The sequence below is a fragment of the Prosthecodimorpha staleyi genome, from assembly GCF_018729455.1.
Taxonomy (GTDB): domain Bacteria; phylum Pseudomonadota; class Alphaproteobacteria; order Rhizobiales; family Ancalomicrobiaceae; genus Prosthecodimorpha; species Prosthecodimorpha staleyi.
Genome location: NZ_JAHHZF010000013.1, coordinates 34,176 through 53,229, shown reverse-complemented (window position 1 = coordinate 53,229; position 19,054 = coordinate 34,176). Strand labels below are relative to the sequence as shown.

The window sequence follows — 19,054 nt, the reverse complement described above, 5'->3', positions numbered from 1 at the left end:
CCCCCAGACGGGCGCCCCGGCCGGACCGGCGGCGCCCCTCCTGCCCCGTGCGGAGGCTTCCGGTGCTGACCATCCTGTTCGACGGCGTCGCCTACGGCATGCTGCTCTTCGTGCTCGCCTGCGGGTTGGCGATCACGCTCGGGCTGATGAACTTCGTCAATCTCGCCCATGGCGCCTTCGCCATGGCGGGCGGCTACGTCACCGCGATCCTGATCAACCGCTGGGGCCTGCCCTTCCTGGCCACCCTGCCCTTCGCCTTCCTGGTACCCGCCGCGATCGGGCTGGTGCTGGAACGGACCCTCTATGTCCGCCTCTATCACCGCAACCACCTGGACCAGGTGCTGTTCTCGATCGGCCTGGTCTTCATGGCGGTGGCGGCGGTCGACTGGACGATGGGATCGCAGCAGCAATTCGTGACGCTGCCGTCCTGGCTGAAGGGCCGGGTCGACATTCTCGGCGTCCAGGTCGGCCTCTACCGCAGCTTCATCATCGTGGTCTGCAGCGTGCTGGTGGTCGCCCTCCAGCTGGTGTTGGCCAAGACCCGCTTCGGCAGCCGGCTGCGTGCGGCTGTGGACGATCCGCGCGTCGCCCGCGGCCTCGGCATCAACGTCTCGGCCATCTTCGCGATCACCTTCGCGTTCGGCTCCGGCCTCGCCGGCCTCGGCGGCGCGCTGGGGGCGGAGATCCTCGGCCTCGATCCGACCTTCCCGCTGAAATTCATGATCTACTTCCTGATCGTGGTCACCGTCGGCGGGACCACCAGCCTGACCGGGCCATTCCTGGCCTCGATCCTCCTCGGCGTCGCCGACGTGGCCGGCAAGTACTACGTGCCGAGCTTCGGCGCCTTCGTCATCTATTCGCTCATGATCGTGGTCCTGGTCCTGCGCCCGCAGGGTCTGTTCGCCCGCGCCCGCTGAGTCCAGGGACCGCACCATGTCGCACGCCTCCGCCGACAGCTTCGTCCAGAGCGGCATCGTCGCCCGCACCCTCGCCCGGCGCGGCCGCTGGCGGGTGCCGGAGATCCTGTTCTGGCTCGCCGCGCTCGCCTCGATCTGGCTCCTGCCGGACCGGCACCTGATCCTGAACGAGATCGCCATCATCGGCCTGTTCGCCGTCTCGCTCGACCTGATCCTCGGCTATGCCGGCATCGTCTCGCTCGGCCATGCCGCCTTCTTCGGGCTCGGCGCCTACACGGCCGGGCTGATCGCCAAGCATTTCGCGCTCGACCCCGTGATCGGGCTCGTCGGCGCGGCCGCGACCGCCGCGGCGCTCGGCTGGGTGACCAGCTTCCTGGTGCTGCGCGGTGCGGATCTGACCCGCCTGATGGTCACCCTCGGCGTGGCCCTGATCCTCGCGGAGGTCGCCAACCAGATGGCCTGGCTGACCGGCGGCGCCGACGGCCTGCAGGGCGTGATCATGCCGGCGATCCTCGGCCGCTTCGAGTTCGACATCTTCGGCACCACCGCCTATGTCTACAGCCTCGTCGTGACCTTCGTGCTGTTCGTGATCGCACGGCGCATCGTGGTCTCGCCCTTCGGGCTGTCGCTGCGCGCCATCCGCGACAATTCATTGAGGGCACGGGCGGTCGGCATCCCGGTCAATGCCCGGCTGATCGCGGTCTACACGCTGTCGGCCGCCTATGCGGGCGTGGCCGGCGCGCTGCTCGCCCAGACGACCCAGTTCGTCTCGCTCGACGTGATCGCCTTCCACCGCTCCGCCGACGTGCTCCTCGTGCTGGTCATCGGCGGCACCGGCTATCTCTACGGCGGGCTGGTCGGCGCGGTCGTCTTCAAGCTCCTGCAGGACATGCTCGCCAGCATCACGCCGCAATACTGGCTGTTCTGGATCGGCCTGATCCTGATCATCCTGGTCCTGGCCGACCGAGACCGCCTGACCGCCCGGCTCACCGCCGCCTGGCGCGCCCGCGCGACCGGGCCCGCCGGCGGGGCCGGACCCGCCGGCGGACCCCACGCCACCCCCGCCTCCGGAGAGCGCTGAGATGGCCCCCGCCCTGGAAACCCGCGGCCTGGTGCGCCGCTTCGGCGGCCTGATCGCCACCGACCATGTCGATTTCCGCCTGGAGACCGGCGCCCGCCATGCCCTGATCGGCCCGAACGGGGCCGGCAAGACCACCTTCGTCAACCTCCTGACCGGTGTCCTGCCGCCATCGGCCGGGCAGATCCTGCTCGAAGGCGCCGACGTGACCCGGCTCCGCTCCGACCTGCGCGTCCGCCGCGGCCTGTCGCGCACCTTCCAGATCAACCAGCTGTTCCCGACCATGACGCCTTTGGAGACGATCGGCCTTGCCGTCTCCGAGCGGATGGGGTCCGGGCGCGACTGGTGGCGGGTGGTTGGCAGCAAGGCGGCCGTCACCGACGAGATCCTGGAGATCGCCGAGCGCTTCCGGCTGACCGAGGTGCTCGGCGAGCCGACCCGGACGCTCGCCTACGGCAAGCAGCGGCTCCTGGAGATCGCCGTCGCCTTCGCGTGCCGGCCGCGCGTGCTGCTCCTCGACGAACCCGCCGCCGGCGTGCCGGAGGCCGAGCGCCAGGAACTGCTCGCCACCGTCGCGGCCCTGCCGCGCGACGTGTCGGTGCTGCTGATCGAGCACGACATGGACCTCGTCTTCTCTTTCGCTGACCGCATCTCGGTGCTGGTCAACGGTGCGCTGTTCACGGAAGGCAGCGTCGCGGAGGTCGCCAACGACCCGCGCGTGCGCGCCGTCTATCTCGGGGAGAGCCTGGATGGCTGATCTTCTGCGGCTCGACCGGGTCGCCGCCGGCTATGGCGAGGCGCTGGTCATTTCCGGCATCGACCTGACCCTTGGCGAGGGCCGCGCGCTCGCCGTGCTCGGCCGCAACGGCACCGGCAAGACGACGCTGCTCAACACGATCGTGGGCGTCACCCGCCATCGCGGCGGCCGGATCGCGCTCGGCGGAAAGGACATCACGGGGCTCCGGCCCGACCGGCGCGCCCATGCCGGCATCGGCTGGGTGCCGCAGGAGCGCAACATCTTCAAGTCGCTGACGGTCGAAGAGAATCTGACCGCCGTGGCGCGGCCGGGCGCCTGGACGGTCGATCGCGTCTACGGCCTGTTCCCGCGCCTCAAGGAACGCTGCCGCAATCTCGGCAACCAGCTGTCCGGCGGCGAACAGCAGATGCTGGCAGTCGGCCGCGCGCTGGTGCTCAATCCGCGCCTGCTGCTGCTCGACGAGCCGACCGAGGGCCTGGCGCCGATCATCATCGAGGAACTGCTTGCCGCCTTGAAGCGGATCATCCGCGACGAGGGCATGGCGGCGATCGTGGTCGAGCAGCATGCCCAGAAGATCCTCGGCGTGACCGACGACGCCGTCATCCTCGATCGCGGCGCCATCGTGCATGCCGCGCCGAGCCGGACGCTGATCGACGATCCCGCGCCGCTGGAGCAGCATCTCGGCGTGACCGCCCGCAAGCCCGGCCGTATCGGACAGCATTGACCGCCCGAAACCATCGGATCCGCACGACAGAAAACGAAACAGGGAGGATATCGCATGCAACGCCAGACGCCGCCGTTCCGGGCCGACATGGTCGGCAGCCTTCTACGCACCGCACCGGTTAAGGCCGCGCGCGAGAGCCACGCCGCCGGCACGCTCGACGATGCCGGCCTGAAGGCCGTCGAGGATGCCGAGATCGTCAAGCTGATCGCCCGCCAGGAGGCGGTCGGCCTGAAGGGCATCACGGACGGCGAGTTCCGCCGCGCCTTCTGGCATTTCGACTTCCTGGAACGGCTCGACGGCGTCACTTCGGTCACCGCCGATTCCGGCATGAACTTCAAGGGCGGCGTCGGCATCGCCAAGGCGCTGCGCATCACCAGCAAGGTCGGCTGGCCTGGCACCCACCCGATGCTCGACCATTTCGCCTTCCTGCGCGACCATGTCGGCCCCGGCTCGACGCCGAAGATGACCATTCCGGGTCCGAGCATGCTGCACTATCGCGGCGGCCGGAAGATGATGAATCCCGGCATCTACGACGACATGGACGGCTTCTACAACGATGTCGGCACGGCCTATCGGGGTGCCGTCGACAGCTTCTACGCGGCCGGCTGCCGCTACCTGCAGCTCGACGACATCTCGTTTGCCTATCTGTGCGATCCCGAGCAGCGCGAGATGCTGCGCGCGCGCGGCGACGACCCCGACCGGCAGCCGGACATCTATGCCGGCATGGTCCGGACGGCGCTCGCGGCCAAGCCGGCCGACCTCGCCATCACGATGCATCTGTGCCGCGGCAACTTCCGCTCCACCTTCATCGCCTCGGGCGGTTACGAGCCGGTCGCCGAGGTGCTGTTCAACGCCATGCCGGTCGACGGCTATTTCATGGAATGGGATAGCGACCGCGCCGGCGGCTTCGAGCCGCTGCGCTTCCTGCCCAAGGGCAAGTTCGTGGTGCTCGGCCTCGTCACCTCCAAGACCGGCACGCTGGAGAAGAAGGACGACATCCGCCGCCGCATCGACGAGGCGGCCCGCTACGTCTCCCTCGACCAGCTCTGCCTCTCCCCGCAATGCGGCTTCGCCTCGACCGAGGAGGGCAACATCCTGGCCGAGGACGAGCAATGGGCCAAGCTCGCCATGATCGTCGACATTGCCCGCGAGGTCTGGGGCTGAGGGTTAGACCGACGGACTGGGGGCGGGACACGTTTCGAGGTCCCGCCCGCAGCGGCGCAATCCGGACGGTGGCGACGGACGGTCAGGCCTCCACGGCGCTGAATCGAATCCGGCCGCGGCCCTGTTGGGCCGCGCGCGGGCGGGCGACGATCTCCACATCTCGGCCGAAGGCGGTCAGGAAGGTCATCAGCCGGTCGACGGAATATTCGCGAAAGTGCCCTTTGAACAGGCGGGACACCTCCGGCTGGGAAATCCCCATGAGGGTCCCGGCCCTCGCCTGGGTCAGCTTCCGTTCGCCGGTCAGGCGATAGATCTCGGCCACCAACTGGGCCTTGAGGAAATGCGTTTCGGCGTCCGGCAGGCCGAGGTCGGCGAACAGGTTGCCGGTTCCCTCGGTGACCTCGATCGGGTCCGCAGTCATGATGGGGTCTCCCGCTTCATCCTGTTGGCATGGTCCGCTTCGGCATCCTTCAGGCGCTTGCTGATCAGATCGATATCGGTCTGCGGCGTCTTGATGCCGCTTTTCGACTTCTTCTTGAAGGCATGCAGGACATAGATGACGCTTTCGAAGCGGGTCGTGTAGACGGCCCGATAGGTGTCGCCGTCGAAGTCGTCGATCAGTTCGACCGTCCCGCCGGACAATCCCTTGAGGGTCTTGGCCGACGGCGGACGTTGGCCGGTCTGGGCCAGAAACAGTTCGAACCCGAAGGCTTCCTGGACGGCCGGCGGGAAGGCCCCGTAGTCCTTCCGGCAGGACCCGATCCAAACCAACGAGCGGCTGGGTCGCGGTAGCCTTTCCATCGCAGGGCTGCCCCCAGCCTCAACCAGTCCGGGCACGGGCCGTCGTGCTCCGATCTTGGCATTATGAGTATAAACTCATGAAGAAATCAAGCCGCCGCACTTTCGGGCGCACGGACAGCGATCGCAGGCCCGGTGACGCCGGCAAGGCTGCCCGAATTCGGACCAAATGTCGCGAAGAAGCCAGGGTGGGGAGGACGGATCGGAGACGTTATGGAGCGATCCTGCCTCCCCTCCCGTTACCACTGCACCCGCCCGCCGTTCAGATCCGCGCGACGATGCTCTTCAGTTTGCAGTAGCCGCGCAGGCCTTCGAGGCCTTTTTCGCGGCCGAAGCCGGACTTGCGGTTGCCGCCGAAGGGCACCTCGATGCCACCAGCGAAATATTCGTTGATGTAGACCTGTCCGGCGTCGACGGCGCGGGCGAAGCGGAAGGCCTGGCCGAGATCGGCGGTGTAGATGCCGGCGACCAGGGCATACGGGGTCGCGTTGGCGGCCGCGATGGCGGCGTCGAGCTCGTCGACCACCGTCACGGCGAGGACCGGGCCGAACACCTCCTCCTGGACGATTGGGTCGTCGAGGCCGCGCGCGAGCACCACGGTCGGCGCGAAATAGTGGCCGGCCTCGCAGCCCTCCGGCCGGCAGACCGCGCCGCCGGTCAGGATGGTGTTGCCGGCCCGGCGCGCCGCCGCCACATGGGCGTCGATGCGGGAGAGATGCAGCGCGGAATTGACCGGCCCCATGTCGGTCGCGTCGTCGAGCCCGTGGCCGAGCCGCAGGCGCGCGATCCGGCCGAGCAGCGCCTCGATGAACGCCTCCGCGATGCCGCGCTGCAGGATCAGACGCGAGCCGGCCGAGCAGATCTGGCCGGCATTCTCGAAGATCGCCTCCATCACGCCGTCGAGCGCGCGGTCCCGGTCGGCGTCGGCCATGACGACCAGCGGCGACTTGCCGCCGAGTTCCATGACCGTGCGGGTGACGTTGTCGGCGGCCGCCTTGATGACGCCGATGCCGGTCGGCACCGAGCCGGTGAAGGTGATGTGGTCGATCCCCGGATGGGCGACCAGCGGCGCCCCGGCCGCGCGGCCCGTACCGGTGACGACGTTGAGCACGCCGGCGGGCAGGCCGGCGCGGGCGAGGATGTCGGCCAGCATCAGCGCGGTGAACGGGGTCTGCTCGGCCGGCTTCGCCACCACCGTGCAGCCGGCGGCGAGCGCCGGCGCGATGCCGCGGGCGGCGGTGGAGATCGGATAGTTCCAGGGGATGATCTGCGCGGCGACGCCGACTGGCTCCCAGACGGTCAGCCCGACATGGTCGGCATCGAGCGGCAGGCTGTCGCCCTGCAGCTTGTCGCAGGCCCCGGCATAATATTCGAAGCAGCGCGCCACGCCGCGCACGTCGCCTTCGGCTTCCGCCAGCCGCTTGCCGGCGTCCAGGCATTCGACCACCGCCAGACGGGCGGCCTCCGCGCGCACGATCTCGGCCGCGCGCATCAGAATGCGGCCGCGCTCGGCCGGGGCCATGCGACGCCAGACGCCGCGGGAGGCCTTGCCGGCACTCGCCACGGCGCGCTCGATATCGGCGGCATCGCCGGCGGCGAAGCGCGCGAAGGGCCGGCCGAAGCCGGGATCCTCGCTGTCCATGAAGCGGCCGGCGGCCGGCGGCACAAAGGCGCCGTCGATGAAATGGCCGTCCGGCAGGCCGGCGAGCGTACCGGTCGCCCGGGCCTCGGCGACCAGCGCGTCGCGCGAAACGGCGCTCATCGGGCCACCTCGCTCACCTGATAGTCGGCCCCGTCGAGCCAGGCCGGCTCGATCTCCAGGCCCCATCCGGGACCGGCCGGGATGTCGACCATGCCGTCGCGGGCAACGAGCGGATTGCGCAGCAGGCCGACCTCCCAAGGATAGTAGTCCGGCCCCTCGATCGAGAATTCGACATAGGGCCCGGCATTCGGGATCGCGCCCATGATGTGCAGGGTGAAGCAGGTAACCAGCGACTGGTTGGCGGAGTGCGGCGTCACCGGCAGCCCGGCCGCCGCGGCCATGCGGGCGACCTCGAGCATGCGGCAGACGCCGCCGACATAGCACACGTCCGGCTGCACCACGTCGACGACCCGGTTCTCGGTCATGTAGCGCCACAGCGTCAGGTCGCAGTCCTGCTCGCCGCCGGTCACGTCGAGAGTGAGCGCGCGCGTCACCTCGGCGGTCCAATGGTGCATCCAGTAGGGGCAGGGCTCCTCGAAATGCACCACGCCGTGGTCCTGCAACATGTGGCCGACCTCGATCGCCTTCTTCGGCGAATAGGCGCTGTTGCCGTCGACCAGCAGGATGGCGTCGTCGCCCAGCGCCTTGCGCACCATCGGCACAATGGCTTCGGTGCGCCCCGGCCATTCGTCCTGGTCGTGGCCGCATTCCCGGCCGACGCGGAACTTGAAGGCCTTGTAGCCGTGCCGGTCGCGCAGCCGCGGCAGCCGCTCAGCCTCGGCCTCGGGCGTGATCTCGCCGCGCTTCATGCTGGAGGCATAGACCGGGAACGGCCGCGGCGTGCCGCCGAGCAGTTCGCAGACGCTCTTGCCGGCCCGCTTGCCGGCGAGATCCCACAAGGCGGTGTCGAGCCCGGTCAAGGCGCGGAACAGGTAGGAGCAGGGAAACTTGTGCTCGCGCTCGGGAATCAGGGCGACCAGGCCGGCAATGTCGGTCTCGTCGGCGCCGAGCGCATGGGGGGCGATCTGGCGGTGGAACACCGTCGCGGTGATGTCGGCATTGTAGGCCGACATCTGACCCCAGCCCTGCCGGCCGTCCTCACTCGTCACGCGAACGAAGCCGACGGAACGATTGGCAAAGGTCTCGAGCTTCTGGATCCGCATGCCGCCTCCCGGAGCCCGGTGCATCTCCGTCGAAATGCCCCGGCTCCTGCCTCGGGTTGGCGCCGATCCTCGGAGACGGGCCGGCGCGGTTCGGGATGGGCTGCCCCCACGCCGATGCCGTGGACTTTAGTCTGGATTGGACTGCGACTAAGGTCCATTCTGGACAAATCGACGGGCCAATCGAACCGAGGGTCGAAGCGTGACAGCATGGTGAAGCGGGCCGCGGGACCGTTGATGCAGGCGATCCGGCTCGACCGGACCTCCGAACTGGCCCTGCCGGTGCAGATCGGCGACGCCTTGCGCGAGTTGGTCCTGTCCGGCGCGCTGGCGGCCGGCGACCGCCTGCCGGCGACCCGGACGCTGGCGCGCGAACTCGGCGTCGCGCGGGCGACGCTGGTGGAGTGCTTCGAGCGGCTGGCCGCAGAAGGCATCCTGGAGACCCGGATCGGCGACGGCACCTATGTCAGCGCCGCGGTCGGGGCGGAGCGGCCGCGCCCGGTCGCCGTTGCCGCGCCCGGCGCCGCCCGGCCGGCCCGGCTCGCCCGCTCGATGGCCCTGGCGGCATCCGAATTCACGCCGCGCCTGACCCACCAGCCGCGCCCCTTCACCACCGCCATGCCGTCCTTCGAAGACTTTCCCATGGCGCAATGGGCGCGGCTCTCCGCCAAGCATTGGCGCAAGGCCCGCCACCAGGTGCTCGGCTACCCGGACCCGCACGGCCATGCGCCACTGCGCAAGGCGATCGCAGCCCATCTGCGCTTCGACCGCGGCATCGAATGCGACTGGCGCTCGATCCTGATCGTGGCTGGCGCGCAGGATGCCTTCCAGCTGATCGCCGCGGCCCTGATCGATCCCGGCGACCCGGTCTGGTTCGAGAATCCCGGCGCGATCGGCGCGCGCAATTCCTTCGTGCTTCGCGGCGCCCGGCTGGTGCCGGTGCCGGTCGACGACAGTGGCCTCGTGGTCGAGGCCGGCCTTGCCCGCGAGCGGGCCTTCCGCCTCGCCTTCGTGACGCCGTCGCATCAGCAGCCGCTCGGCGCGACCCTGTCGCTCGACCGCCGCCTGGCGCTGCTCAATGCCGCCGAGGCGGCGGACGGCTGGATCGTGGAGGACGACTGGGACGGCGAGTTCCGCCTGTCGGGTCAGCCGCTGCCGACCCTGAAGGGCATCGATCGCGGCGGACGTGTGATCTATGTCGGCAGCTTCTCGAAATCGCTGTTCCCGGCGCTGCGGCTCGGCTTCATGCTGCCGCCGCCCTCGCTCGCCGATGCGCTGGCCTTGAGTCTGGAGGCCTTCTCGCCGGGCGTGCCGACCGTGGTGCAGGCCGTGGTGGCGGATTTCCTCGCCGAGGGCCATTTCGCCACCCATGTCCGGCGCATGCGCCGCATCTACGCGGAGCGCTACCGGGCCCTCAGCGCGGCGCTGGCCGGCCCGCTGGCCCGATGGATGGACCCGGTGCCGACCACCACGGGCCTGCACACGGTCGCCTTCCTGAAACCCGGTCTGTCGGCGGCGCGGCTCGCCCGGGCGGCGGACAAGCGCGGCCTGACCGTGGCGCCGATCGAGCGCTTCTGCGTCGAGCCGATCGGCCGGGAGGGCGTCGTCCTGGGTTTCAGCGGTTTTTCGCCGGCCCAGATCGGACACGCGACTGTCACACTGGCTGAGTCTCTGGCTGATATCGAGGCCGACGGCCTTCGCGTCGACAGGACCGCGGAGACCGGGATTGGTCTGCCTGATTGGCCATAATGGACCTGCCGGACAGACCAATCCCTCCATACTGTTCCAATCCGACGGCAGCCCAAGCGCTGGCGTGCGGACCGAGGGAGAGACACATGAAGAGCTTCCAGCGTTTGCTCGCCTCCGCGGCGGGGCTTGCCCTTCTCGCCATCGCCCATCCGGCCGAGGCCGAAACCCTTCGCCTCCTGACCTGGGGCGACTATGCGCCCGAGGCGGTCCTCAAGAAGTTCAAGGCCGAGACCGGCATCGACGTCGAGGTCACGATCTCGAACAACGAAGACATGATCTCCAAGCTGCGCGCCACCGGCGGCGCCGGCTTCGATCTGGCCCAGCCGAGCCAGGACCGCATCACCGGTCCGCAGACCGAGTTCGGCATCTACAAGCCGATGGACCTGTCCAAGATCAAGGCCGAGCTGTTCATCCCGGAACTGCTCGAGGCCTCCAAGAAGAACACCGCCGTCGACGGCAAGGTCTACGGCGTCGCGCATCTCTGGGGCACCTCCGGCATGGTGGTCGACCGCTCCAAGGCGCCGGACATCAAGACCTTCGCGGATCTGTGCAAGCCCGAATACAAGGGCAAGGTCTCGATGCGCCTGAAGCGCACCGCGCTGCTCGGCATGGCCTTCGCGGCCGGCGACGATCCCTTCGCGGCCTATTCGGACAAGGCCAAGTACCAGGCCATCATCGAGAAGGCCGGCCAGAAGCTGGCCGACTGCAAGCCCAACGTGAAGGCCTACTGGACCGGCTCCGACCAGCTCCTCGGCATGATCCGCTCCGGCGAGATCGTCGCCTCCGAGGCCTGGGATTCGACCGGCTTCAAGCTCAACGGCGAGAATGCCGCGATCAACTTCGTCGCGCCCTCGACCGGCGCGCTCGGCTGGATCGACACCTTCGCGCTGCCGGCCAAGGGCAAGAACGACGAAGCCGCCTACAAGTGGATCAACTTCGTCATGAAGCCCGAAATCGCCGCGCAGATCGTGGAATCCTCGGGCAGCTTCTCGGCCTCCAAGGGCTCCGACGCGCTGGTCTCCGAGAAGCTGCGCAAGTCCTTCCAGGAGGCCTTCCCGGCTGCGGTGATCGCCAACATCAAGTGGTTCCCGGCGATCCCAGCGGGCCTCGAAGAGATGGAAGGCAAGATCCTGGACCGCGTCTCGGCCAAGTGAGGCCGGTCGCAGTTCCGCGATGACACCCCGCCCGTCCGGCAAACCGGACGGGCCCCTTCATCCGGCGGCCGGGACGCCCATGTCGATCGATCTCGAAGTCCGCACCGTCTCGAAGCGCTTCGGCCGCTTCACCGCCGTGCACGACGTCTCCCTGCAGGTGCCGAAGGGCTCGTTCTTCTCGATCCTGGGCCCGTCGGGCTGCGGCAAGACCACGCTGATGCGCATGATCGCCGGCTTCGAGCAGCCGAGCGCGGGCGACATCCTGATCAACGGCGCCTCGGTGCTGGCGACGCCGCCGAACCGGCGGCCGGTCAACATGGTGTTCCAGCATCTCGCCCTGTTCCCGATGATGACGGTCGCCGGCAATGTCGGCTACGGCCTGCGCCGCCGCGGCCTGCCGCGCGAAGAGATCGCCCGCAAGGTCGACGCCGTGCTGGCCCGGGTCGGGCTCGCCACCGCCGGACCGAAGCGCATCGACCAGCTCTCCGGCGGCCAGAAGCAGCGCGTCGCCATCGCCCGCTGCATGGTGCTGGAGCCGACCGTGCTCCTGCTCGACGAACCGCTCGGCGCGCTGGACCTGAAGCTGCGCGAGCACATGAAAGTAGAACTGAAGCAGCTGCAGCACCAGTTCGGCACCACCTTCGTCTACATCACCCACGACCAGTCCGAGGCGCTGGTGATGTCCGACCAGGTCGCGGTGATGAATGGTGGCCGCTTCGAGCAGGTCGGCACCCCGCAGGACCTCTACTACCGCCCGTCGAGCGCCTTCGTGGCCGGCTTCGTCGGCGACAGTCAGCGCTGGACCGCGACCGTCACGGCGGCCGACGCGGGCCGCATCCGGGCCCGGACCGAGTCCGGCCTCACGGTCGCGGCCACGGCGGCGGAGGGCGTGCGGCCGACCGTGGGCACCCGGGTCGAGATCTTCGTGCGGCCCGAGGCGATCGTGCTGGAGACCGCCGGGGCGCAGATCCAGCCCGCCGAGGACGGCGACAACCGGTTTTCCGGCACGGTCGACAGCCTGCTCTTCAACGGCGCGGCCAGCCAGACCCTGGTCACGGTCGCGGCCCCGGCGGCGCCCGAAACACTCGCGGTCGCCTTGCCGGCCGGCCTGCCGACCGGCGGCCTCGCCCCCGGCGCGGCGGTCCGGCTGCGTTTCCAGGCCGACCGCGCCATCGCCTTCCTGGCGCCTAACGGCGCAACGCCTCACGGCGCGGCGCCTCACGATGCGGTGCCTGCCGGCGCGGCATCGGAGACGTCCCCGTGAGCGCCCCGGCGTCCATCCCGGTCGACCCGCGCCGAGATGGGCGCCGGCTGGCGCTGCTGCTGGTCGCGACGCCCTTCGTGCTCTGGATCCTGCTGATCGTCGTTATCCCGCATGTCGACCTCCTGCTGATCTCGCTGCACGAGAAGGTCGCCCCGCGCGTCTTCAGTACCGGCATCCGCAACTATGTCGAGTTCTTCGGCGAGCCGGTCTATGTGCAGGCGCTGATCCGCACGGTGGCGATGTCGCTCCTGGCGACTGCGCTGACCCTCGTGATCGCCTTTCCGATGGCCTACTACATCGCCAAGCTGGCGCGCGGCCGGGGCCGGACGGCTCTGTTCATGGCCTGCCTGCTGCCCTTCTGGGTCAGCGAACTGGTCCGCGTCTTCGGCTGGATGATGATCCTGCGCGAGACCGGCCTGCTCTCCAACCTGCTCATCTGGGCCGGCATCATCTCCGGGCCGGTCGAATTCCTCTACAACGACGTGGTCGTGATGATTGGCCTCGTCTACACCTCGCTCCTGTTCATGGTCGTGCCGCTGATCTCCGCGCTCGACAGCCTCGACGACAGCCTGATCGAGGCCGGCTACGACCTCGGCGGCAATGCCGGCTCGATCCTGCGCGAGGTAGTGGTGCCGCACGCCATGCCGGGCATCGTCGCCGGATCGATCGTGGTCTTCATGCTGACGCTCGGCAACTACCTGACCCCAACGCTGCTCGGCGGCAAGTCGAGCCAGTGGTTCACGGCGCAGATCTACACGCAGTTCATCACGCGCTTCAATTGGGAGGTCGGCTCCGCCTTCGGCTTCGTGCTGCTGGCGACGTCGAGCCTGATCGTCTGGATCGGCCTCCGGCTGACCGGCCAGTCCCTGTCCTCGACGCTGGGGCGCTGACCATGCTGCGCACGCTGCCCCGCTCGCCCTTCGTCGATGCCGCCTACAAGGCCTATGTCGGCCTGTTCCTGATCTATCTGGCGGTGCCGCTGGTCGTCGTCGCCGTCTTCGCCTTCAACGATTCGCTCTTTCCGGCGCTGCCCTGGAAGGGCTTCACGCTGGATTGGTTCATCGGCACGACCGAGCCCCGGATCGGCCTCCTGCACGACCGCAACATCCTGCGCGGCATCGGCAATTCGGTGCTGGTCGCGCTCGCCACCACGGCCGTCTCGATCCTGGTCGGCACCACCACCGCCTTCCTGTTCGAGCGGCACGACTTCCCCTTCAAGAGCTTCGCCTATCTGATGATGCTGGCGCCGCTGGTCATTCCGGGCGTGATCCTAGGCATCTCGATCCTGGCCTTCTCCTCGACCGTCGCCAATGCGCTCGACGACCGCTTCGGCTGGGAGGTGGCGGCGCTGCGACCGGGGCTGCTGCTGGTCGTGCTCGGCCAGTTCTCCTTCATCGCCACCATCGCCACGCTGGTCATCGCCGCCCGGCTGCGCAAGTTCGACCGGGCGCTGGAAGAGGCCGCCTTCGATCTCGGCGCGACCCCGGCCGCCGCCTTCCTGACCGTGACGCTGCCCTATCTGGCGCCGGCGGTGATCGGCGCCGGCCTGGTCGCCTTCCTGATCTCGTTCGAGAATTTCAACACGACGCTGATGCTGGTCGGGTCAGACCCGCCGTTGACGATCACCATGTTCGACCGCATGAAACAGGGCTCGACGCCGGTCCTGAACGCAGTCTCGCTGTTCCTGATGGTCGGATCCGGGCTGATCGGCCTGATCTCGGTCATGGTCCAGCGCGACCGCGGCGAGGGCCGCGCCGGCTGACGGGGTTCCGATGGAAAACTATGACTGGATCGTGGTCGGCGCGGGCTCGGCCGGATGCGTCGTGGCCGGACGTCTGGCGGAGGCCGGCCGGGGCCGGATCCTGGTGCTGGAGGCCGGGCCGCGCGACCTGAGCCCCTGGATCCACCTGCCGATCGGCTACGGCAAGACCTTCTATGCGCCGCGGCTGAACTGGATGTACCGCACCGAAGCCGTGCCGGGCCTGGACGGCCGCGTCGTCTACCAGCCGCGCGGCAAGGTGGTCGGCGGATCGAGTTCGATCAACGCCATGGTCTGGTCGCGCGGGCAGGCGGAGGATTTCGACGGCTGGGCGGCGGCCGGCAATCCGGGCTGGTCGGGCGCCGACGTGCTGGCCGCCTACCGGCGCATGGAGGATCACGCGCTCGGCGCCTCCGAATGGCACGGCGCCGGCGGCCCGGTCCACATCTCCGACATCGCCGGCGAATGCCACCCGTTGACCGCCCTGTTCGTGCGCGCCGGCCTGGAGGCCGGCCTGCCGGCCAATCCGGACCTGAACGGCGCCACCACCGAGGGCGTCGGCCACTACCAGATCACCACCCGCAACGGCCGCCGGGTTTCGGCCGCCACCGCCTTCCTGAAGCCGGCCCTGAAGACCGGCCGCGTCCGCCTGGTCACCGGTGCGCTGGCCGAACGGATCCTGTTCGAGGGCCGCCGCGCCGTCGGCATCCGCTACCGGCGCGGCGGGCGCGTGCACGAGGTGCGGGCGGGCGGCGGCGTCATCCTGACGGCTGGCGCCTTCAACTCGCCGCAGATTCTGCAGCTGTCGGGGATCGGCCCGGCCGACCTGCTCGCCCGCCACGGCATCGCACCCCGCGTCGACAGTCCCGCCGTCGGGCAGAACCTGCAGGATCATCTCTGCTACGACCATGTCTACCGGGCGCGCCGCCCGAGCCTCAACGACGACCTGTTGCCGCTGATCGGCCAGATCCGCGCCGGGCTAGCCTATCTGTTCGGCCGGCGCGGGCCGCTGTCGCTGAGCGTCAACCAGGGCGGCGGCTTCTTCCGGACGCGCGCCGATCTCGACCGCCCCGACATGCAGCTCTACTTCTCGCCGCTCTCTTACGAGCGTGCCGTTCCGGGGGTGCGTGCGCTGATGAAGCCCGATCCCTTCTCGGGCTTCTCGACCAGCGTCTCGCCCTGCCGGCCGACCAGCCGCGGCCATGTCGCGATCCGCTCTGCCGACCCGTCCGTCGCGCCGCTGATCGTCCCGAACTATCTCGACACCGAGGAGGATCGCACGACGATCCTGGCCGGCGCCCGCTTCCTGCGCCGCCTCGCCGAAGCGCCGACCTTCCGCGACCTGATCGCCGCCGAACTGAAGCCCGGTCCGGATTGCGCCTCCGACGACGCGCTGGCCGCCGACATCCGGGCGCGCGCCTATTCGGTCTTCCATCCCTGCGGCACCTGCCGGATGGGGCCGGACCCGGGCGGCAGCGCGGTCGACCCCGATCTCAAGGTCCATGGCGTCGACGGCCTGCGGGTCGCCGATGCCTCGATCTTTCCGACCGTCACCTCGGGCAACACCAATGCGCCCGCCATGATGGTCGGCTGGATGGCCGCCGACCGCATCCTGGCCGAGGTGGCGGCACGCCGGCAATAGGCGGCGGGTCGGATCAGTCGACCTCGATCCAGTCGCGGAACCGGAAGGTGTTGGCGAGCACTTCCGGGCGGGCATTGCCGAGCGAGAGGGTCCGCCGGCGCAGGTCGTCCAGCGCCTCGGCGCGGTCGGTCTTGGGCAGGCTGTCGGCGCGGAACGGCGTGCCGATCGTGACGCGCAGGTCGCGGCCCATCCGGCGGCGGGTTTCGTGAAAGATCAGCGCGACGCGCAGCGGATAGTTCAGGTGGCTGGCGACCTGGAACAGGCGCGAATTCTGGCCGTGGAAGAAGACCGGCACGACCAGCAGGTCCGGCACGGCGAGCAGCCGCGCGACGAAGACGTGCCAGGGATGCTCCAGCGCCGGCCCGCGCAGCGGACGCCCGGCGGTCGCGATGCCGCCGCCCGGGAAGATGCCGACCGCGTGGCCGTCCGACAGCCACTCGATGGCGCGCTGGCGGGTCCGGACCGTGGTCAGCCGGGCCGCTGCGCTGCGATCGAAATCGACCGGCAGCAGGTAGGGCCGCGCCTCGGGCACCTGGCACAGCATGCTGTGCGTCATGATCTTCAGATCCGGCCGCACCTTGGTGGCGAGGCAGCCGAGGGTCAGGCCGTCGATGACGCCGAAGGGATGGTTGGCCAGGAACAGCACAGGCCGATCGGTCGGGATCGCGGCGAGCGGATGGCCGTCGAAGCGCGGCCGCACGCGCAGAAGGTCCAGGGCCGCCTCGAAGAAGGATTTCGACCGGTCGCCGCTGGCCGCCCAGGTGCGATAGAGCCGCTCCAGGCGCGCCTGGCCGGTGACGGCTTCGACGACACGAATCAGCGCACGGTCGAAGGGCTTCTGTTCGGGTCTGGCATAGCTGAACCGGAAGTCTTCAGACGCCTCGGGGGAGAATACAGTACCGGGGTATTCGCTTTCGACTTCGATCATCATCGTCCGTCCGGCTAACTCTCCGAGAATGATCCGGTCTCGTGAAGCCTGTATGACGGCGCGGAGACGGAAACCCGGAACGGGCGGGGCGAACGGTGAAGGCGCTACGGCGGCGAAGACGCCCCGGCGGCGAAGACGCCCTGGCGGCGAAGACGCCCTGGCGGCGAAGACGCCCTACATGGTCGTCGTCATGCCGCCGTCGACGGCGATCTGCTGGCCGGTGACGTAGCTGCCGGCCCGCGAGGCGAGCATCAGGGCGACGCCGGCGATCTCCTCCGGCTTGGCCCAGCGCTTCAGCGCGGTGCGGTCGACGACCCGCTGCACGAAGGCCGGGTCGGCCATCAGCGGGCGGCTCAAGTCGGTCTCGACATAGCCGGGCGCGATGCAATTGCAGGTGATGCCATGCGGGCCAAGTTCGGCGGCGAGCGAGCGGGTCAGGCCGGCGAGCCCGGCCTTGGAGGCGACATAGGCGTGGATGGTGGCGCGGCCGAGGATGCCGGTGATCGAGCTGGTGAAGACGATCCGGCCAGAGCCCTGCCGGCGCATCGGCCCGGCCGCCGCCTGGGCCAGGAACAGGGCCGAGCGCAGGTTGGTGTCGAGGATCGCGTCCCAGGCCGCCTCGGTCCAGTCGCCGAGCGCGGCCCGGTTGGTCGCCCCCGCATTGCCGACCAGCACGTCGAGCCGGCCGTGCCGCGCTTCGATGGCAGCGACCGCGCCCGCCGCGGCCTGTCCGTCGGCGACATCGAACGGGGCGGTCTCGCAGACGATCCCGGCCGCCTGCAAGGCGGCGGCACCGGCCTCGAGCGAGGCGGCCGTACGGGCATTGAGCACCACCGTGGCACCGGCCCGGCCGAGCGCGGAGGCGATGGCGAAGCCGATGCCGCGCGAGGCGCCGGTGACCAGCGCGACCTGCCCGGTCAGATCGAAATAGGCGCCCGGACCGGGCGCGAGATCATCCGCCGCACTCATCCGACCGAGGCCTCCAGGCGGGCGCGCAGATCCGGGGTCACCTCCGGCAGGATGCCGAACCAGGCCTGGAAGGCCGGGCGGGCCTGGTTGATCAGCATGCCGAGCCCGTTGACGGTCCGGTTGCCGCGCGCGCGGGCGGCAGCGAGGAGCGGCGTCTCCAGCGGGATATAGACGATGTCGGAGACCAGCGCGGCGACCGGCAGCCGGTCGAGCGCGAGATCCAGCGCCGGCTGGCCGGTCATGCCCTGGGTGGTGGTGTTGACCACCATGGCGGCATCGTCGAGGATCTCGGCCCGGCGCGACCAGTCGACCGCCTTGACCGGACCGCCATATTCGGCCGCCAGCGCGACGGCATGATCGGCACTGCGGTTGACCAGCCGGATCTCCGGCGCGCCGGCGTCCGCCAGCGCCGCCACCACCGCCCGGGCGCCGCCGCCGGCGCCGAGCACCACGATCGGGCCGGCATCCACGCGCCAGTCCGGGAAGCGCTCGCGAACGCTTTCGAGATAGCCGAAGCCATCGTTGTTGCAGCCGTAGAGCGAGCCGTCCGGGCGGACCACGACGCAGTTGATCGCGCCGATGCGCCGGGCCCGCGGGTCGACCTCGTCCATCACCGCCATGGCGGCGACCTTGTGGGGCAGCGTGATGTTGCAGCCGGAAAAGCCGAGCGCCGGCAGGGCGCGCAAAGCCGCCTCCAGCCGCTCCGGCGGGATCGCCAGCGGCACATAGGCGCCCTTGAGGCCATATTGGGCGAACCAGTGGCCATGGATCATCGGCGAGCGCGAATGGAGCACGGGCTGGCCCATCACGCCGGCCAGGCAGAACCGTTCCTGGGATGACATCAAGGGTCCCTTTCGAGGCGGGTCAGAGGGCGGCGAGGATCGCGGCGATGCCGATGGCGGCGATCTCCTCGTCCTCGGCATCGGTCAGGCCGGAGACCGCGACCGCCCCGGCCACCACACCGTCGACCATGACCGGCAGGCCGCCGCCCCAGCCGACATAGCGGGGGTCGCCGTAATAGGCGATGTCGAAACCGGTCTCCGGATGGCGGACGCGCCGTCCGGTCTCGCCGGAGGGTCGGCGCAGGCGGGCGGCCGAGAAGGCCTTGTTGGTGGCGACCGCGACCGAGCTGAGCGGCGCGCCGTCGAGACGCAGCAACGCGATCGGCTCGCCGTGATCGTCGGCGACCGCCAGGACGGCGGTCTTGCCGCGGTCGGCGAGGGCCGCCCGCATGGCCTCGAGTGCGGCGCGCGCATCGGCATCGGACAGGGTCTTGGCGAGGCGCATGG

Annotated in this window: 19 protein-coding genes; 11 read left to right on the top strand and 8 right to left on the bottom strand. The window is 69.7% G+C overall.

Going from position 1 to position 19,054, the window contains the following annotated elements; translation table 11 throughout:
• Nucleotides 1–62: 62 nt before the first annotated feature.
• From KL771_RS23150 to KL771_RS23130, 5 genes are read left to right on the top strand one after another with little or no spacing between them, the layout of a single operon-like run.
• Nucleotides 63–917 carry a branched-chain amino acid ABC transporter permease gene (locus tag KL771_RS23150; RefSeq protein WP_261970882.1) on the top strand — a complete coding sequence of 285 codons (855 nt, stop codon included), beginning with the start codon at nucleotides 63–65 and terminating at the stop codon, nucleotides 915–917.
• 16 nt (nucleotides 918–933) lie between these two features.
• Nucleotides 934–1,998, top strand: coding sequence for a branched-chain amino acid ABC transporter permease (locus KL771_RS23145; protein WP_261970881.1), 1,065 nt, complete (start codon nucleotides 934–936; stop codon nucleotides 1,996–1,998).
• Between the two features lies 1 nt (nucleotide 1,999).
• Nucleotides 2,000–2,752, top strand: coding sequence for an ABC transporter ATP-binding protein (locus tag KL771_RS23140; protein WP_261970880.1), 753 nt, complete (start codon nucleotides 2,000–2,002; stop codon nucleotides 2,750–2,752).
• Nucleotides 2,745–3,476 carry an ABC transporter ATP-binding protein gene (locus tag KL771_RS23135; protein WP_261970879.1) on the top strand — a complete coding sequence of 244 codons (732 nt, stop codon included), beginning with the start codon at nucleotides 2,745–2,747 and terminating at the stop codon, nucleotides 3,474–3,476. Before KL771_RS23140 ends, KL771_RS23135 begins: the two co-directional genes overlap by 8 nt.
• 54 nt (nucleotides 3,477–3,530) lie before the next feature.
• Nucleotides 3,531–4,640, top strand: a complete 1,110-nt coding sequence (locus KL771_RS23130; RefSeq protein ID WP_261970878.1) for a 5-methyltetrahydropteroyltriglutamate--homocysteine S-methyltransferase — start codon at nucleotides 3,531–3,533, stop codon at nucleotides 4,638–4,640.
• A gap of 82 nt (nucleotides 4,641–4,722) precedes the next feature.
• Here the strand turns inward: KL771_RS23130 and KL771_RS23125 are convergent, their stop codons facing one another.
• The 4 genes from KL771_RS23125 to KL771_RS23110 all read right to left on the bottom strand — a co-directional run bounded on the left by KL771_RS23125 (nucleotide 4,723) and on the right by KL771_RS23110 (nucleotide 8,303).
• Nucleotides 4,723–5,061 (bottom strand): helix-turn-helix domain-containing protein, encoded by a 339-nt coding sequence (locus tag KL771_RS23125; protein ID WP_261970877.1) that lies wholly within the window; start codon nucleotides 5,059–5,061, stop codon nucleotides 4,723–4,725.
• Complete coding sequence (locus KL771_RS23120; protein ID WP_315901521.1) at nucleotides 5,058–5,411, bottom strand: type II toxin-antitoxin system RelE/ParE family toxin; 354 nt, start codon at nucleotides 5,409–5,411, stop codon at nucleotides 5,058–5,060. The genes KL771_RS23125 and KL771_RS23120 overlap by 4 nt, the downstream gene beginning before the upstream one ends.
• Nucleotides 5,412–5,700: 289 nt before the next feature.
• Complete coding sequence (locus tag KL771_RS23115; RefSeq protein WP_261970875.1) at nucleotides 5,701–7,200, bottom strand: aldehyde dehydrogenase family protein; 1,500 nt, start codon at nucleotides 7,198–7,200, stop codon at nucleotides 5,701–5,703.
• Nucleotides 7,197–8,303, bottom strand: a complete 1,107-nt coding sequence (locus KL771_RS23110; protein ID WP_261970874.1) for a mandelate racemase/muconate lactonizing enzyme family protein — start codon at nucleotides 8,301–8,303, stop codon at nucleotides 7,197–7,199. The genes KL771_RS23115 and KL771_RS23110 overlap by 4 nt, the downstream gene beginning before the upstream one ends.
• Nucleotides 8,304–8,510: 207 nt before the next feature.
• On the opposite strand from KL771_RS23110, the gene pdxR reads away from it, so the two are divergent.
• The 6 genes from pdxR to KL771_RS23080 all read left to right on the top strand — a co-directional run bounded on the left by pdxR (nucleotide 8,511) and on the right by KL771_RS23080 (nucleotide 15,868).
• Entirely contained in the window at nucleotides 8,511–10,049 is a 1,539-nt protein-coding gene (gene pdxR, locus KL771_RS23105) for a MocR-like pyridoxine biosynthesis transcription factor PdxR (protein WP_261970873.1), read from the top strand.
• Nucleotides 10,050–10,135: 86 nt separating this feature from the next.
• Nucleotides 10,136–11,203: an extracellular solute-binding protein gene (locus KL771_RS23100; RefSeq protein WP_261970872.1), complete on the top strand. Its 1,068-nt coding sequence runs from the start codon at nucleotides 10,136–10,138 to the stop codon at nucleotides 11,201–11,203.
• 79 nt (nucleotides 11,204–11,282) lie between these two features.
• Entirely contained in the window at nucleotides 11,283–12,467 is a 1,185-nt protein-coding gene (locus KL771_RS23095; RefSeq protein WP_261970871.1) for an ABC transporter ATP-binding protein, read from the top strand.
• Nucleotides 12,464–13,357, top strand: coding sequence for an ABC transporter permease (locus tag KL771_RS23090; protein WP_261970870.1), 894 nt, complete (start codon nucleotides 12,464–12,466; stop codon nucleotides 13,355–13,357). The genes KL771_RS23095 and KL771_RS23090 overlap by 4 nt, the downstream gene beginning before the upstream one ends.
• 2 nt (nucleotides 13,358–13,359) lie before the next feature.
• Nucleotides 13,360–14,229, top strand: coding sequence for an ABC transporter permease (locus tag KL771_RS23085; protein ID WP_261970869.1), 870 nt, complete (start codon nucleotides 13,360–13,362; stop codon nucleotides 14,227–14,229).
• A gap of 10 nt (nucleotides 14,230–14,239) precedes the next feature.
• The gene (locus KL771_RS23080) at nucleotides 14,240–15,868 is read left to right on the top strand and encodes a GMC family oxidoreductase (protein WP_261970868.1); all 1,629 of its coding nucleotides are present in this window, start codon (nucleotides 14,240–14,242) and stop codon (nucleotides 15,866–15,868) included.
• Nucleotides 15,869–15,881: 13 nt separating this feature from the next.
• On the opposite strand, the gene KL771_RS23075 is transcribed toward KL771_RS23080, so the two are convergent.
• From KL771_RS23075 to KL771_RS23060, 4 genes are all read right to left on the bottom strand, one after another.
• Nucleotides 15,882–16,799 carry a lysophospholipid acyltransferase family protein gene (locus tag KL771_RS23075; RefSeq protein ID WP_261970867.1) on the bottom strand — a complete coding sequence of 306 codons (918 nt, stop codon included), beginning with the start codon at nucleotides 16,797–16,799 and terminating at the stop codon, nucleotides 15,882–15,884.
• Between the two features lie 171 nt (nucleotides 16,800–16,970).
• Nucleotides 16,971–17,765 (bottom strand): SDR family NAD(P)-dependent oxidoreductase, encoded by a 795-nt coding sequence (locus KL771_RS23070; RefSeq protein WP_261970866.1) that lies wholly within the window; start codon nucleotides 17,763–17,765, stop codon nucleotides 16,971–16,973.
• Complete coding sequence (locus tag KL771_RS23065) at nucleotides 17,762–18,607, bottom strand: shikimate dehydrogenase (RefSeq protein ID WP_261970865.1); 846 nt, start codon at nucleotides 18,605–18,607, stop codon at nucleotides 17,762–17,764. Before KL771_RS23065 ends, KL771_RS23070 begins: the two co-directional genes overlap by 4 nt.
• Before the next feature lie 22 nt (nucleotides 18,608–18,629).
• Entirely contained in the window at nucleotides 18,630–19,052 is a 423-nt protein-coding gene (locus KL771_RS23060) for a GlcG/HbpS family heme-binding protein (protein WP_261970864.1), read from the bottom strand.
• Nucleotides 19,053–19,054 lie beyond the last annotated feature (2 nt).

What these genes read in the sequence shown, in the direction of transcription:
- KL771_RS23145 (WP_261970881.1), top strand. Translation starts at nt 934, where the DNA reads ATGTCGCACGCCTCCGCCGACAGCTTCGTCCAGAGCGGCATCGTCGCC.
- KL771_RS23140 (WP_261970880.1), top strand. Translation starts at nt 2,000, where the DNA reads ATGGCCCCCGCCCTGGAAACCCGCGGCCTGGTGCGCCGCTTCGGCGGC.
- KL771_RS23135 (WP_261970879.1), top strand. Translation starts at nt 2,745, where the DNA reads ATGGCTGATCTTCTGCGGCTCGACCGGGTCGCCGCCGGCTATGGCGAG.
- KL771_RS23130 (WP_261970878.1), top strand. Translation starts at nt 3,531, where the DNA reads ATGCAACGCCAGACGCCGCCGTTCCGGGCCGACATGGTCGGCAGCCTT.
- KL771_RS23125 (WP_261970877.1), bottom strand. Translation starts at nt 5,061, where the DNA reads ATGACTGCGGACCCGATCGAGGTCACCGAGGGAACCGGCAACCTGTTC.
- KL771_RS23115 (WP_261970875.1), bottom strand. Translation starts at nt 7,200, where the DNA reads ATGAGCGCCGTTTCGCGCGACGCGCTGGTCGCCGAGGCCCGGGCGACC.
- KL771_RS23110 (WP_261970874.1), bottom strand. Translation starts at nt 8,303, where the DNA reads ATGCGGATCCAGAAGCTCGAGACCTTTGCCAATCGTTCCGTCGGCTTC.
- pdxR (WP_261970873.1), top strand. Translation starts at nt 8,511, where the DNA reads ATGGTGAAGCGGGCCGCGGGACCGTTGATGCAGGCGATCCGGCTCGAC.
- KL771_RS23100 (WP_261970872.1), top strand. Translation starts at nt 10,136, where the DNA reads ATGAAGAGCTTCCAGCGTTTGCTCGCCTCCGCGGCGGGGCTTGCCCTT.
- KL771_RS23095 (WP_261970871.1), top strand. Translation starts at nt 11,283, where the DNA reads ATGTCGATCGATCTCGAAGTCCGCACCGTCTCGAAGCGCTTCGGCCGC.
- KL771_RS23085 (WP_261970869.1), top strand. Translation starts at nt 13,360, where the DNA reads ATGCTGCGCACGCTGCCCCGCTCGCCCTTCGTCGATGCCGCCTACAAG.
- KL771_RS23080 (WP_261970868.1), top strand. Translation starts at nt 14,240, where the DNA reads ATGGAAAACTATGACTGGATCGTGGTCGGCGCGGGCTCGGCCGGATGC.
- KL771_RS23075 (WP_261970867.1), bottom strand. Translation starts at nt 16,799, where the DNA reads ATGATGATCGAAGTCGAAAGCGAATACCCCGGTACTGTATTCTCCCCC.
- KL771_RS23070 (WP_261970866.1), bottom strand. Translation starts at nt 17,765, where the DNA reads ATGAGTGCGGCGGATGATCTCGCGCCCGGTCCGGGCGCCTATTTCGAT.
- KL771_RS23065 (WP_261970865.1), bottom strand. Translation starts at nt 18,607, where the DNA reads ATGTCATCCCAGGAACGGTTCTGCCTGGCCGGCGTGATGGGCCAGCCC.
- KL771_RS23060 (WP_261970864.1), bottom strand. Translation starts at nt 19,052, where the DNA reads ATGCGCCTCGCCAAGACCCTGTCCGATGCCGATGCGCGCGCCGCACTC.